The organism is Chryseolinea soli (assembly GCF_003589925.1).
In the GTDB taxonomy this organism is placed as follows: domain Bacteria; phylum Bacteroidota; class Bacteroidia; order Cytophagales; family Cyclobacteriaceae; genus Chryseolinea; species Chryseolinea soli.
Genome location: NZ_CP032382.1, coordinates 6879269 through 6895065, shown reverse-complemented (window position 1 = coordinate 6895065; position 15797 = coordinate 6879269). Strand labels below are relative to the sequence as shown.

The following is a 15797-nucleotide window of genomic DNA, read 5'->3' as shown; positions in this document are numbered from 1 at the left end:
GCCTCGGGGCCGGGCTTGCCGTTACAAGTCCGTCCACGCTCAAGGCCAGCGCACTTCGGGCTTTTCACTGCAATCCCTGGCCGAGCACCATTGACGATTTTAAGAGATGCCATCGATTTACTCATCCTCTGTGTGAACGAATTTAGACCTGGGTTTAACTTTCACCCACGACAGGAAAGGCTGCCCTTAGAAAAATGCTACCTCGCGACGTTAAAGAGCCAAGAGATTATGATCATCCATATTACAATCCTACAGCAAATAAAAGACCCCCAAAGCAAAAACAGTAATAAAAAGGCAAGTCGATCTACAATTCCGCGATTGTAAAAATCTGAAGCGAAGCTAAGTTCATCTACGCCGCGGAGCGATCTCGCGATGGCAGATATAAAGAAGGTCCCCCGGGGACCTTCTTCTTTTTGGCGTTTGCCCGGTACGTTACAACGCGGTATACCTGTTCGAATCCTTTTAATGTCGCGACCTTGCTTAATTCTGGCCTTGGAAAGGCTGCCAGAACCGTATTCAATCTTGCAATAATTTTTTTATTGCAGCCTTTTAACGGCGTATAACGCAACTAAATATTTTTTTTCGACCGTTTAACGAAAATTCCGGGAATTCCTTAGTTTTGTCCCACAACGGTTGAGGTAAATAAAGGAGCCTGACCAACGTTACTCTTATTGTGATCCTGCATTATTGGTGGGATTGTGAAGTTGTGAGTAATCTGGATGAAACCTACACTGTTGAGATTTTGCCCCTAGACATTGCGATAGGTTGCTGACTGCAGGTTTTTGCCCGCGCGCAGGAATGCATTGCCATTACATTTTGCCACTACCAAAATGTGAATAGGCCTTTGTGTTATCTCATAAGTCAGCAGCTGTTCCGAATTCGCTTGTCTTTTATGGCTTGTTAGTGGATAAGAAATATTCTGTAAAAAAATGGTTATGTCATTCTATTCGAACTGTCTCAGGGCAATTTTTCTTTGCTCGCTGACATCCTGCTTTGTTTATGGACAAGAGGAAGGTCTCAATGATAAATTAACTCCTCCCGTTGTCGGTCCGGCTCCAAATGCTGCTGCCTTAGCGCGATATGGAGATATACCCGTGAGTTACTATACGGGAACACCCAACATAAGCATTCCTATCTATAACATCGCGGAAGGTTCCATACAAATACCCATCTCGTTGTCTTATCATGCTTCAGGTATAAAGGTTTCTGACCAGGCATCCTGGACGGGAACGGGGTGGAGTCTCCAGGCGGGCGGGATGATCAGCCGGGTTATGAGAGGCATCAGAGATGAAGATCCCTTGTATGGTTTTTTTGTTGTAGGCTCAAAAATTGCTGATCCCGACAATCGTTATTCTGGTCAATTTTTGTCCGATGCTTCCAAGGGCAAAACAGATACCGAGTCCGATGTCTATTTTTTGAACCTTCCCGGGTTATCCACCAAATTCTTCTTCGATTACAACAAACAAATTTATTTGGTGGACTATCAGGATATTCTGATAGAATCCCCTTTTACAACTGGACATAATTATTGGAGAGTGGTGGGGCCGGATGGGACTCAATATTACTTGGGTAAAATGACGGCTTCGGAGTCGTCAGGCGAAGACTTGTTGAATGGGGAAACGGACGTTACGGCCTCGTGGCAAGACGGCGGACCTACATCACAAGGCTTTACATCGGCGTGGCATCTGTTAAAGATCGTTTCGGCGGACCAACAGGATGTTGTCAGGTTCTATTATGACAATGAAGAAAATATTTCAACCGAGTCCTTGCCCTCCGAAACACTAACGATCCCGGTAATTCAAGTTGAGAACCCCTTGGCCAGGTATTGCCTGGAGAATCCTACCTACACTCCAAGTCCGAATGGCACCATAACAAACAATTTCCAAAAGCTATTGTCGAAAATATCTTTCTCACACGGAAGCGTCGAATTCGTACCCTCCATCACCGAGCGTCTGGACTTGCTCGGTGCGCATAGCCTTGATCGCATCTACATCAAAAACAGCAAGGGAGATACCCTGAAATATTTCGGTCTTCAATATGGTAATTTCCAATCCAGCAACAACAAACGTCTGAAACTGCAGCGGGTCATTGAATATTCCAAGAACAATAACCCTTTGCCACCTTACGAATTGGGGTATAACGAAACCGTTCAGTTGCCCTCCCAGGCGTCTTATAAGCAGGATCATTGGGGGTATTATAACAACAACAATAAAGAAAGCCTTATTCCCCGAATTATAAAAAAGTTGGATGGCTCATACTTGTATTTTGATAAGGGTGGGAACAGGGATACCGATCCCGTTAACACGCTGGCCAACATGTTAACGTCCATCACCTATCCGACCGGGGGAAAGACAACATTCGACTATGAGGCCCACGAAATAGCCAGGGTTGGAATGCGCCAAGCCACGGAATATTATCCGGAGCCCCATCCTTTAGGGTGCCCCGAGCCCGGGCACGAGGACGATCTTGATTGCTCGAGGGAAATAACCCTTACCGTGGATGGCATCTATACGGCTCACATAGTGACCAATGTAAATTCGTCCGACCCATCGGGCAATGGCACGGCTAGTGTTTGGAGCCATGGATCGGACGGGGACAGGTCGCTTGTCTCTTCCCACATTGAGAACGATACGGGGTCGGATCCAAACGAGGACTACATAATTTTAGACCCCGCTCATACCTATACGCTGAGCACTTCCGTCGAACGCACTACGACGAGCAAACGTATCGCCGCCCGTGTGACCTTCGATATTTATAAAACGAGGAATGTAACACTAGATTCCGAGCCCATCTATGTTGGAGGGGCCAGAATACACAAAATCACGAACTACGACATCGATGGAAAAATACTCAAGAAGGTTCTGTTTAGTTATAAATACAAGAACAACGATGATCAGTTGATTTCAAGCGGGATTTTAGTAAAAGAGCCGCTCTACTATTACCAGAACCAGCAGACAAAAGCCCTACTAGTGCGCAATGTCGTGGTCAGTACACTTTGCATTTTTGATCAGGCTTTTTCGTCTGTCAGAAATTCACTGGGTGAAGGTTCGCATGTCGGATATAAGGAAGTCGTGGTCACCGAAGACGAAGCCGGATCAACCGGTTCAAATATTTTCAAGTACGTGGCGGCCGATGAAGAACCCGATGCAGGCGGGCAGCATTTTCCGTTTGCTCCGGCCGACAGCCGGGATAATCGCAGAGGGAAATTAAAGGAACAGGTGGTATTGAACGCCCAGGGAGATACCCTTCAGGTTACACAAAATGAATATTCCAATCGCAACGAGCACCGGGCGCTCGCGGTGAATTGGAAAGTTGGACAGTATACCATTGTTCCCGGAGTGCTGGACACCGAACTCACCGCGAATGCATTTAAGATTGCCGATTATTATAATCAACAAGAGTGGTCCTATCTAAGCCGGCAGACTGTCAAAACGTATGACGGCGCGAACATTCTCGAAAAAGTAACCGAATACAACTATGATCGCCCCGACCACCACGTGCAGTTAACGTCTACCGAAAGCACGGGCAGTGACGGCGCATCGACAAGAACTTACTTGAAATATCCGACCGATTACGAATACACAACCGACACGCAACTAGCGGGTCATCAGGCCCTGATCTCTAATCACGTGCTCAATCCCGTAGTGGAGGAGCAAACATGGGTGGATAATTATTTAGTCCACGCAAAGGCAACGCAATTTCATAACACACTTTTTCATCCCATCAACATCTGGCTCCTGGAGTCGCCAAAACCCAAGTCCGCGCTAAACAAGGAAGGCGCAGCCGGTGGCAAATATTCTTACCTGCTAAGCGATAGCAGCTTTGTTTTGAAGGCCAACCTGACGTATTTCGGAGGAAGACTGCGTCAGGTCACCACACCGGATGCCACGAAGAGTTATCAATGGGATTCCAGGAATATGCCCGTCGCCCAGGCGATAAATACAAAATATACCGATTTCCTGTACAACGGTTTTGAGGATGGCGATGGCGACAGCGCCGATGGCGATAGTAAGACCGGGCACAAGAGTAAAACCAACTACACCGCCAGTCTCTCCAATCTTACCAACGGCACCTATCGGTTAACCTATTGGAAAAAGGACAATGGGGTATGGACCCTGCAAGCGTCGACCGTCGACGTTACGAATAATTCATACACCCTGAACATTACCGGCCAGGTGGACGACGTTCGCTTCTACCCCAAGGATGCTGCCATGACCACATTTACTTACGATGAAATGACCGGTCAGACGTCACAGACAAATGTGGCAAACGTGGTTCAATATTTTGATTTCGATGACTTTCTGCGTCTTTCGAACATGAGAGATAACGACCGCAACATCACGAAGAATTATCACTACAACTATTTCACGTCGGCTTCGGCGGGACAGTCAACGTTGGAGCAGTGGGTGGATACGGGTAACAAAAGATGCGTATTCGGCTCAAGCGGTCCAACGGGAGACCAGGAAAAAGAACAGACCGACACCAACCCGCTGAGTGCCACCTATAGTCAGTTGCGCTGGGTGGACAATGGCCGGGATACAGGTCAATGCCAACCGTGTCTGGGTTCAAATAAGAAATGGATCAACGGTCAGTGTGAAACAGGAAGTTATATTTTCCTGGATGTTTATGAGTTGAATGGCAAGTGCATCACAGAATATCAATATTCCTTCTCGGATGGCACCAGCTCGCCCGTTCTAAAACAGTCTTCAAATCCTCCCTGTCAATTCTAAAGAGTAGCGTATGCGACACATTCTTTCTATAACAACGATTGGCTTCGGCATCCTATTCGGGACATTGACCGGGTGGGCCGATCCGATGACCATCACGCGAACCACCGCAGGGACGGCAACATGCATAGGGCAAACGTATCAATATCACGCATCCGAAAGCGGGGATGTGGTGTGGTCCATCCAGGGCGGAACCATCGTCTCCTCCAATGACGATGACGTTTCTGTTATTTGGAACGCCACCAGCGGAACGCTAACGGGTCATTTGGAAACCCTGGTCCGCGTGTGCCAATCCCCCGATCCGTGCGTGTGGGAACCCTATACCTTTGATGGTAGCCTTTCCGTTACAGCCACACCTATCGCACTTAGTCTGTCAGCGTCTCCCACGCTGGTCTGCCCGGGACAACAAGTGGTGCTGACGGCCTCCAGTGGAGGAACAACCATTACGTGGAGTGGTAGCGGCGTCGACGGATTGTCGGGGGCAAGCCAGACCGTTAACCCCACAGCAACCACCACCTACACGGCAACCACCACGAACGGAAATTGTTCCCTTTCAAAAAATGCTGTTGTCACGGTTCAAATCTCTCCCCCTAATGTGCCTGTGCAGCCACAAATTTCCCTCAACACTTGTGGGAACAAAATTATTCACAGTGGACTTCCTCCGGCCAATGTGCAATGGTATTGGCAACAGACCGACCAGGGGACCAGCATGGCCATGAGCTCCACCTTGGATGTTGAGGCTCCACAGTCCGGGCAATACTACTTGCGCGCCTACAGCCCCACCTGCGGATGGAGCACCACCTCGAGAGTCGTCACCGTTAACGTGGACAAGACCATTACCTGTCAGAATCTTAATTATATAGTCTCTACAACGGTGCTGCGGAAAAATGTGACCGTTGAAGGCGACATAAATACATTGCCGGCAGAAGATGTTCAACGACAGACGAGTTATTTCAATGGGTTGGGATGGAGCACCCAGGAGGTTTCCTGGCAGGCATCGCCATCGCATGCCGATATCATTCAACCTATCGAATACGACGAGTTTGGTAGACAGGCTGTAAAATACTTACCCTATGCCGATGGTAGCGGCACGGGCTGGTTCAGGGAGAACCCCCTCGGAAGCAACGGAAACTATGTAACGTCAAATCAATATACGTTCTACAATCAACCGGGCTCATCCATTGCGACCGACGTTGCCCCATTTGCCAAAACCATTTTTGAACCGAGTCCTTTGAACCGCGTATGGAAGCAAGGTGCCCCGGGAGTTACATGGCAACCCAACAACGACATCAATAGTCTCACCGATAAAACTATAAAAAAACGCTACCCGACTAATAAGGCCGATGAGGTGTTATTCTTCACCTACGATGTGGCATCCAACAGTCTCAGTGTTGGCACTAGCGCCTCTATAAATTTTTACGATCCTAATGAGCTTGTCGGCGATGTGACCTACGACGAAAATGAGAACGAGATCGTCACGTTCACGGATAAGAAAGGCCGCATGATTTGCAAACGGGTTCAATACGGCACCAGTGGTACTACCAAGCTGTACGCCAGCACCTACTACATCTACGACAATAAGGATAAACTGATCTTGGTGCTTCCCCCGGAAGCGATTGTTGAGATCTTAAAACAATACTATTAACCGTTACAGCGATGAAAAGAACTTTCTATATTTTCCTGACTTGCCTATCCATCGCACTGCCGGAAACGCTCTGCGCGCAAACGCTATATCCGATCCAATGGATCAATGTGGTAGGAGCGACAGTAAACGCTGACAAAAGCCTTACGAAGACAGGCACCAATGGTTGGACCAGCGGTGCAAACTCCACAAACCTTTTACTTGCTGGCATCGACGGTCAAGTGCAATTTACCTATGCTACTTCCACAGGTGCCTATATGGTGGGGCTTTCTCGGTACGACAAAGATGCCAACTACACATCCGTTGAGTATGGCATTGCATTGAATAATGGCGTGATCACAGTATATGAGTCAGGCACCTCAAAAGGCAGCTATGGGACGGCTGCGGCCGGCGATGTCTTCAAGGTCGTGAGGACCTCGAATACGATTCACTATTTTCGAAATCTTACAGAGCTAGGCACGGGCACCGTGATGCCGAACACGTACAATAGTACATTTTTTGTCGACGTTTCGGTATACAGTTTAACCATGCCCGTTTTGCAGGCAAGTTTTGATGCTGCTCTGAATATCTCCTCTTCGGTAACACCTGTGGTTTACGGGGGCGTAAATGGGGCCATTTCAGTATCCGTTAGCCAGGGCACTGCGCCGTATACGTATTCGTGGGACAGTGGTGAGACAACAAATACGATCAGTGGAAAGCCCATGGGCACCTATAAGATAACGGTTACCGATGCACAAGGGCGTACGGCAAGCAAGAGCATTTTCATTGGCTATAGGTCTTCGTGGATCGACGCGACCAATGGTTTGTCTGTAGGGTCTGACAATAGCCTGACCAAAACTGCTGCTACAAATGCGTGGGATGTTGGTGCTGTTTCGTCAAACATTTTGCCGGCCAACACCGATGGCTGGATAGAATTTACGTGGACAAATGCTGCCTACTACCAGATCGGCCTGTCGCGCCGCGACTTGGATGGCAACTACACGAGCATCGAACATAGTCTGTTTATTTACACCAACAACGACATTTATATTTATGAATCGGGAGCATCGCAGGGGACGTTTGGACGCGCTGCAGTGGGCGATATATTCCGGATCGTAAAAACGGGCACTACGATCAACTATTTTCACAACGGGTATTTGCTTCGTTCGGTTAACTACGCAACAACGGACCCCAGTTTTATGGTCGACGTTTCGGTGTATAGCCCTGGCACTGCAGTCCCCAAGGTGTTCGCTTCTTTCGAACCAAGAATTAAGCTGGCAAAGTCTGTAAAGCCGGTTAAAAGTCTAGCAACAGGAGGGGACATTGAGATAACCCCAGCCGGCGGAACAGCTCCTTATACGTATAGCTGGAATACCGGATCAACGGATAGCAACATAAAAAATAAACCCACCGGGGAGTATGGGGTCACCGTCACGGATGCAGAAGGAAGAACGACATCGAAACAGATCTCATTGGGTTATTCCGTAGATTGGACCAACATCAACAGCCGCCTAAGACTTCAGTCCGACAATTCTTTCCTGAAGTTTGGTTCCGCAGCCTGGGATGCCGGGGCGTCAAGTATAAACACACTGCTGCCGGCAGACAATGGGTGGATCGAGTTTGAGCTTCCGGCGACAGACCTGAGCATTTATGATATCGGACTCTCGCAGGTAGATCTGGATCAATCCTACAGCGGCATTCAAGCTGGATTCATATCGACAAATGGCGGCACGATGTACGTCTATCAAAAAGACCTGGTAAAAGCAAATGTGGGCCTGTGTCGCAAGGGCGATGTCTATAAGATCAAGCGCGACGGCACCAATATACTTTTCTATCAAAACGGCATATTGACCTATACCATGTCATCGATGGGGGGCTTCCCGTTTGTCGTCGATATTTCAGTGAACCAGGGAGCAATCCCGGTAGTGTATAGTTCCTTTGACACACGGTTGAATGTCATTCCGGTGATGACCCCCATTGGTACAGGTGGAAATTCAGGGGGAATCTCTCTGAACATAGATGGAGGGACCCCACCTTACACCGTAAACTGGTCAACGAGTGAAACGGGTATTGCACTGAGTGGAAAATCGAGGAGCTCGGTTGCCGCTACGGTGACCGACGCAGTCGGAAGAACCACTACACATACCTATACGTTGGGTGATGCCGCCGAGTGGTCGAATCTTTCAACCATGGCGCGGGAAAGCAATTATACCCTGCGCAAGACCGGCACAACCAATGCATCGAACGCCGGAGCCTTCTCGCGCAACGGTGCGGCAGCCAATCAAGACGCGGTGCTGGAATTTGTGTACCAACCGCTGACCTGCAGCTACTTGCTGGGATTGTCGAGCGTGAACACGACCAGCTCGGGCGCCGACACCGAGTACGGTTTTAATTTTGGTTATGGAACTGGCCTGGTTACTATTTATGAGAAGAGTAGCCAGACACCACTGGGCGTATATGCGTTGGCGGGTGATGTATTCACCATAAAACGCGAAGGATTAGCAATTAAATACTTCATCAATGGCGTACAGGTGAAGACAACGACCATAACCACTTCAAAGGCCTTGTATGCCGATGTTTCAGTGTACTCAGCTAGCGGTTTGGTCCCGGCAGTGATCGGCTCCTTCACCAACACGGCTGCGGCGGTATCGATTGATCAGAAAATCCGTAACAACTGGGCTTTTGAGTATCGCTATGACGAGCGGCAACGGATGATCGCCAAGAAGGCACCTGGAGCAGACTGGACTTATATGGTATACGATGGTCGCGACCGCCTGGTGCTTACAAAAGATGGCAATCAGCAATCTACCAACGAATGGGTTTACACGAAATACGATGTATTGAACCGTCCAGTGATGACGGGTCTCTATAAACACCCGGGTAATGAGGTGACGCAGGCTGAAATGCAACAGGTAGTAAATACCAACTTTGCAGCGGTTGCCAATTACTACGAAACCTACGATGGAACCAGCACAAACTTTGGCTACACCAACGTCATTTTTCCGACTACCTCGGTTACACCCCTCACGGTAACCTATTACGATGACTATCAATTTAAGGCATTGTACAATGATCCCCGATTTGATTTTGTGTCCGATCATTCGGATGGACAGAATCCGATGGCCTTTGACCGAGTTAAAGGACAGGTGACCGGCACGCGCGTACGAAGTCTGAACGATGCTTACACCTGGATGCGAGCGGTCAATTACTACGATGATAAATTCCGGGTCATTCAGCACGTGGAAGAAGATCATCAGGGAAAGATTTTACGCAGTACGTCGCTGTATGATTTCGTGGGCAAAGTGGACAAATCCCAGAGCACCATTCACCAGAGCTTCGATGTTGTGTGGGCCCGGTTTGCCAACACTACATTGGACAACGAAACCAATACGCTAAACTACAACGGCACGCAAGCCTTTGCCTCTGGAGCATCGTCGAGCCAGGTGCTTGCCGCAACGCAAGACGGCTGGGTTGAAAGTGTCTATGATGGCACATCGGTTGCCATGTTGGGTTTGACTGACACGGATACGGATGCCGGGTATAATAAAATACTGTTTTGTGCTTATACTACATCGTTATCCAAGCTCTATGCTTACGCCATCGGCACGCAAACCGGTTTTCTGGGCGACATTAAAAAAGGAGACGTGATTCGCGTAGAGCGCATAGCGACCAAGGTTTATGTGAAGGTGAACGGAGATGTCCGCCATTCCTTCCCGGCCACATCGGCTACGCCGCTCATTGTGGATGTCTCCTTGACCTCGGGCTCGATTAAAAACGCCCGAGCCTCGTTTGGTGCCGATAAGTCGATGGCGAACACACTGCAATGGGGGTATACAAATTTGGTTTCCACCACCGGCAACACCGTTACAAAAACTTCTACCAGTGCGGCATGGAATGCCTCCGCCGGCACGTTGAATGTCTTGTCCGGCCCGGGCTGGGTACAATTCAAGGCCTTGGAGACCACGACGGCCCGGGCAGCGGGTCTCGCTTCTTCCACTCCCATTGCCGTGCCTACCCAGTTGGATTATGGCATCTATTTGAAGGCTGGGGGGCTCTTTGACGTAGTCGAAGGAACGCAAACCATCGCCTCGGGTACCTACGCAGTAAACGATGTTTTCAAAATTGAAAGCACCATCGAAAACGGGCAACTGGTGATGACCTACACGAAGACCGGCGGTTTTAGCAAGCGCTCGACCGTTGTCCCGACCAAAGCGTATCGCGCCCAGGTGGTGCTCCTCTCTAAGTCTGCCACGATTGGCGAAGTGAGCGTTTCCTTCCCCGTACCCCTGACGGAACAAAAGACAGAACTCAGCTCGCGCTTCGAATATGATCATGCAGGACGTCTCCAGAAAGAATGGCAAAAGACCAACGACGACCCTGAGGTGCTCCTCACTTTAAATGACTACAATGAATTGGGTCAACTGATCACCAAAAAACTCTACAACACGGATCCGGAAGAAACCAACGACAATACCCGCCGTTTCAAACAAGAAGTAGACTACCGCTACAACATCCGCGGCTGGCTCACCCGGATCAACAACAGCGACCTGACAACACTCGACAACGCTGCCGGGCCTCAAGATCTTTTTGGTATGGAATTGAGTTATGAAAAGCCCTTGGACGGCATAACCGATAACACCCAAGTGGCTTACAATGGAAATATCTCCGCCATCCGCTGGAGCAGCAATCTGGCGCTGGGGGGCATCAACAATCCAACGCAACGCGCCTATCGCTACAGTTACGACCCTATGAACAGGCTCACGTCAGCGGATCATCTCGAGGCAACTGGAAGCGGGCAAACCATCGATTGGGCTACTACGAATGCCTACAAAGAGTCCATTATGGGCACAGGCGGCAAGAGCGGTTATGACCTGAACGGCAACATCCTCAACCTGCAGCGCACCGGCAAAGACGGTGCGAGCATCGATGCGCTCACCTACAGCTATGGCACGGACCTGCAACGCTCCAACAAGCTGCTGGCCGTAACGGATGCGCCCAACGCCTATGACTCTATTAGAGCCAAAGGTTTTAAAGATGGCACCAACACCACCCTGGACTATAGCTACGACCCTAACGGCAACATGGTAAGCGACCTGAACAAAGACGTTCAAAGCATCACCTACAACCACCTGAACTTACCGGCACGCGTAAATAAGACCTCCGGAGAATATGTCAAATACATCTACGATGCCACTGGCCGCAAACTGGCTCAACAGGTGTTCGATGCCAACAACGCCATGACCAAGCGCAGCGACTATGTGGGCAGTCTTTTCCTGGAGAACGACACATTGAAATTCATCAACCACGCCGAAGGACGCATCATCCCCGCCAAGGCGAAAACGGAAACAAATGAATATCAATATCACCTGAAGGACCACCTGGGCAACGTACGTCTAACCTTCACCACGAAACGCGAAACGGAGTCTTCTATCGCAACCCTCGAACCCGATCACGAAGACGAAGACCGCGCCAAATTCCTCTACTACGACGAAGCCGTAAAAGTGAGACACTATTGGTTCGATCACACTAACAACAATAGCGGTGTCCCCGAGGGAGTATGTACAGGCTTTGGAACGGTGGACGGTTATGCCACGCGGTTAACCGGTGGTAACACCGCCGCCAAGTTTGGTCTGGCCCAGTCGATAAGCGTCATGCCCGGCGACACGGTGAACATGGAGGTTTGGGCAAAATATGTCGATCTTTCCCAAGAGACCCCCGGCGCGCCTATTGTGAACTTCATCACCACCCTGGGTTCCGCCGCCTCTATCTCGACCGGAACGTTTATTGATGGTGGCGCGCCAGGAAGCCTGGGGGATCTGCCCATGCTCGTCAATCCGATTCCACACCTTACGAATGACCCAGGCAATACAGCACCGAAAGCCTATCTGAACTTTGTGTTCCTGGATAGGGATATGCAAGCGAGTTCGACGGATCTGGGCTATTCACAAATCACCACCGATGCCATAGAGCACGGCCAAAACGGCTGTCACCAAAAGCTTTCCCTGAGCTACCCGGTGAAACAACCGGGATATTTGTATATTTATCTGAGTAATGAAAATCCTACGGAAGTAGAGGTGTTCTTTGACGATTTTAAGGTGGAGCATGTTAAGTCTCCGGTGGTGCAGCAGGATGATTACTATCCGTTCGGTTTAACCTACAACTCTTACAGACGTGAAAACTCGGTCTTGAATCGCAAGAAATTCCAAGGCCAGGAGCATATTGACGAGCTTGGTTTGAATTGGGACTCGTTCAAATGGAGAAATCACCAACCTGATATTGGCAGGTTCTTTAACGTTGACCCGTTATCGCACAAGTATGTATACAACAGTCCATATGCATTCAGCGAGAATAAAGTCACGACGAATATTGAGTTAGAGGGACTGGAGACAGCGGATTTGCCGTTCAAACAAGCTGAGCCTGTGCCTGAGGGCCCCAGCGCTGGGAGCTTGTTTACACAAGGTGCCGAGCTATTTGAAACTATTGTAAGTTTCCTATTTGGTGATGGGAATGATGGATCAGCTCAAAGTGCAGCGAACTTTGGTGCGGCAATGGAAAAAGCTCCGATACTCAAGGAAGAAACGGCGAAAATGAAAGGGGAGGTAGAGGAAGTTGTAAGTCAGGTTCCGGGATTGAATTCTGCTTATAATATCATGGACGCACATGACTCCGAGACCCCAGGCGAAGCAGTCCATAATTTGTTTAAAGCAGCGGTAAACTTGGAAGGAATTCCAATGGGGAGACCAGCGCCAGAAAAGAATGTGGGAAGAAGTGGTAAACAGGCTAGATTAAAGGAGTTGGCAAATGACCCTAAAGTGGGAAGCGCTGATAGAGGATGGATAAAAAATGAAGTAAGACATATTCAGAATGGCAACAGGGCTACGATTAGATTACCTGGTAACTCCCGGAATTCGACTGGGCCAGGAAAAGTACTGGCACATCCTAGGAAGCAAAGAGCAAAGGATGGACATAGCTATAAAAACGCGAAGCTACAAGATTCGGACTTGCATAAACTAGAGCATAAGTATGAAGGATATTAACAAAAAAGTCCAAAATGTAATCAATCTCTCTGCTTCCGAACGCTATTCTTACTTTATCAGAAAGGTAGCTGATTTTGAGCAAGTTTGGGGGCTTTATAGCGACGGTTGGGCAACATTAGCGAATGACGAAGAAAAGATGTTGGCATTTTGGCCCGAAATTGAGTTTGCAGAACTCTGCGCGACCGACGCTTGGAAAGACTATCAACCGAAAAAGATTTCCCTGGAAGATTTCATTGAGAAATGGCTAAATGGGATGACTAGGGACGGCATAAAAGCAGCAATTTTTTACACACCAGCTGAAAAGGGCGTCGTTATACCAGCACAGGAATTGCGAGGTGCTCTTGATAAGGAATTAGAACAATACGAATAAGAAAATGAAAATCCTACGGAAGTAGAGGTGTTCTTTGACGATTTTAAGGTGGAGCATGTTAAGTCTCCGGTGGTGCAGCAGGATGATTACTATCCCTTTGGGCTTGCCTTTAACTCGTACTCACGGGAGAACTCCGTTCAAAATAGACGTCTATTCAATGGAGGTTCTGAATTACAGACTGACTTAAATCTTGGTTGGTATTCAACTCTTTTCCGTACCTACGACCCAGCGATTGGACGTTTTTTACAAATCGACCCATTGACAGACTTCTTCTCGGGAATTAGTCCGTATGATTTTGCAGAGAACAATCCAGTTTTGTATGGAGACCCAACTGGTCTTTCGCCAACCGTCTGGCAAAGAATCAAGGCATTTTTTGGTATCGGAAGATTGATCGGCACCAGAGCAGCGGGCAATCAGGAGTATGTAAAACCCGTAGCTAGAAGTAAGGGCAAACCAGTTCCGTATAATTTCGGCTTGCCGAAACCGCCTCCAATATCAACAACTCAGCCTGCACCTCTGCCGCCGCAACCCATTGTTGAAGAGCCTGAAGAGCCCGAAGAGGAGTCGGCAGTGGTATACATTCCGCCAGGCCCGATATACAAGGCAAAGCCTAAGCCTCCTCTGCGCAAGCGTGAGGAACCGGAAAAAAGGAAACAACCTGATCCACGACCACCGTTTGACGTTAAGCCTCATGGTACACTGGTGTTTGATGCATATCAATTCGAAGCTGACAAATCCAGTCTTTATAGTACACCGGCTAACGACAAGCTTATAAACGAATTGAATATTACTTTAAAGAGCTCTTCCAACCTTCATCTGGAAATAAAAGGAAACGTTAATGCCGAACCGAGCTGGCTTTTTGAGAAGCACCAGAAAGAACTAACATCAAGCCGAGCTCAGGCAATTTATGATGCTTTGAGGGCTGCGGGAATCCCAGCCTCACAGTTGAAAGCTACTCCAGGAGAAATTGGCAAAACGGGAGGAAATATGAGTGCCACGTTTATATTGACAAACCCCTAATTCAATGATGACCCTGCGCGATATGATAATGTTAAGGTTGATGGCGGTAGTTTTTGTTACGCATATTTCATCGGACCTGTTTTCGCAAGACACCGACAGTCTAAAATGTTGGAGCGATACCGATAAATTGAGATGGACGGACTTTAAAGGTAAAGCGCCCGGTAATGGAAATAATTTGTACATCCGCGCGCAGAGTTGGGTTAGAGTAGAGCCGATTCTTGTTGAAAAAAATAATGCATTTAGCTATCGTGTAAAATCAATTTTTCAAAGATATAAGTCATGGAAAACAGATACTGCCGACTATTTATTAGCTCATGAACAGTTGCATTTTGATCTAACGGAACTTCTTGCTCGAAAATTAAGAAAAGCCATACAGGCAGCGCCAGATCCGACAGGGGAATCATTCGACCCAGTTATTCAAAAGCTATATCAGGAATGCGCAGACATGCAGGCAGCCTATGATAAGGATACCGCACACGGAATCATTGCTGAATCTCAAGCCAGCTGGAAAAAGAAAGTATGTGAAGAGTTGAAGAAGTTAAAAGAATATGCATCTACGCCTGCGGATTGCGAATGAACTGCTTGGACCCAGCCTAGATTATTATCCCTTCGGACTTACTTGCAACTCCTATCAGCGTGAAAACAGCGTTAAACAGAATTACCAATACAACGGCAAGGAGCTGCAAGATGAACTTGATCTCGGTTGGCTAGATTATGGGGCGCCGGATGTATATGTCTGATATCGGTAGATGGGGAGTGGTCGATCCACTCAGTGAAAAAAGTAGAAGATCGACTCCTTACAATTACGCATTGAACAGTCCTATTAGATTTATTGATCCTGACGGTATGGAGTCTGATGACATCGCCATATGCTTTCAGCGAAAACAAAGTTATCGCACATGTTGAACTTGAAGGTCTTGAATCCTCCTACGGTCCTCAAGAAATCAAGAAAGTGCAAGGAGCATGGAATAGCTTCGTAAATGACGTCAAGTCCGTAATATAAGGAGATCAAAGACGCAACC

At 48.3% G+C, this 15797-nt stretch carries 7 protein-coding genes; all 7 read left to right on the top strand.

Annotated features, from left to right (window positions below; genetic code table 11):
• Positions 1–1094: 1094 nt before the first annotated feature.
• The 7 genes from D4L85_RS28675 (at position 1095) to D4L85_RS35170 (ending at position 15681) form a co-directional block, all read left to right on the top strand.
• On the top strand, positions 1095–4730 hold the full coding sequence (locus D4L85_RS28675) for a hypothetical protein (protein ID WP_119757527.1): 3636 nt from the start codon (positions 1095–1097) through the stop codon (positions 4728–4730).
• Between the two features lie 10 nt (positions 4731–4740).
• A complete protein-coding gene (locus D4L85_RS28670) occupies positions 4741–6372 on the top strand; it encodes a DUF6443 domain-containing protein (RefSeq protein ID WP_160144066.1) in 1632 nt (543 codons plus the stop codon).
• 11 nt (positions 6373–6383) lie between these two features.
• Positions 6384–13385, top strand: coding sequence for a hypothetical protein (locus D4L85_RS28665; RefSeq protein ID WP_119757525.1), 7002 nt, complete (start codon positions 6384–6386; stop codon positions 13383–13385).
• Positions 13372–13755, top strand: a complete 384-nt coding sequence (locus D4L85_RS28660; protein ID WP_119757524.1) for a DUF2750 domain-containing protein — start codon at positions 13372–13374, stop codon at positions 13753–13755. Before D4L85_RS28665 ends, D4L85_RS28660 begins: the two co-directional genes overlap by 14 nt.
• 27 nt (positions 13756–13782) lie before the next feature.
• Positions 13783–14775, top strand: a complete 993-nt coding sequence (locus D4L85_RS28655; protein ID WP_119757523.1) for an RHS repeat-associated core domain-containing protein — start codon at positions 13783–13785, stop codon at positions 14773–14775.
• A gap of 4 nt (positions 14776–14779) precedes the next feature.
• A complete protein-coding gene (locus D4L85_RS28650; RefSeq protein WP_119757522.1) occupies positions 14780–15352 on the top strand; it encodes a DUF922 domain-containing protein in 573 nt (190 codons plus the stop codon).
• A gap of 137 nt (positions 15353–15489) precedes the next feature.
• On the top strand, positions 15490–15681 hold the full coding sequence (locus D4L85_RS35170; protein WP_418219839.1) for an RHS repeat-associated core domain-containing protein: 192 nt from the start codon (positions 15490–15492) through the stop codon (positions 15679–15681).
• Positions 15682–15797: the final 116 nt, after the last annotated feature.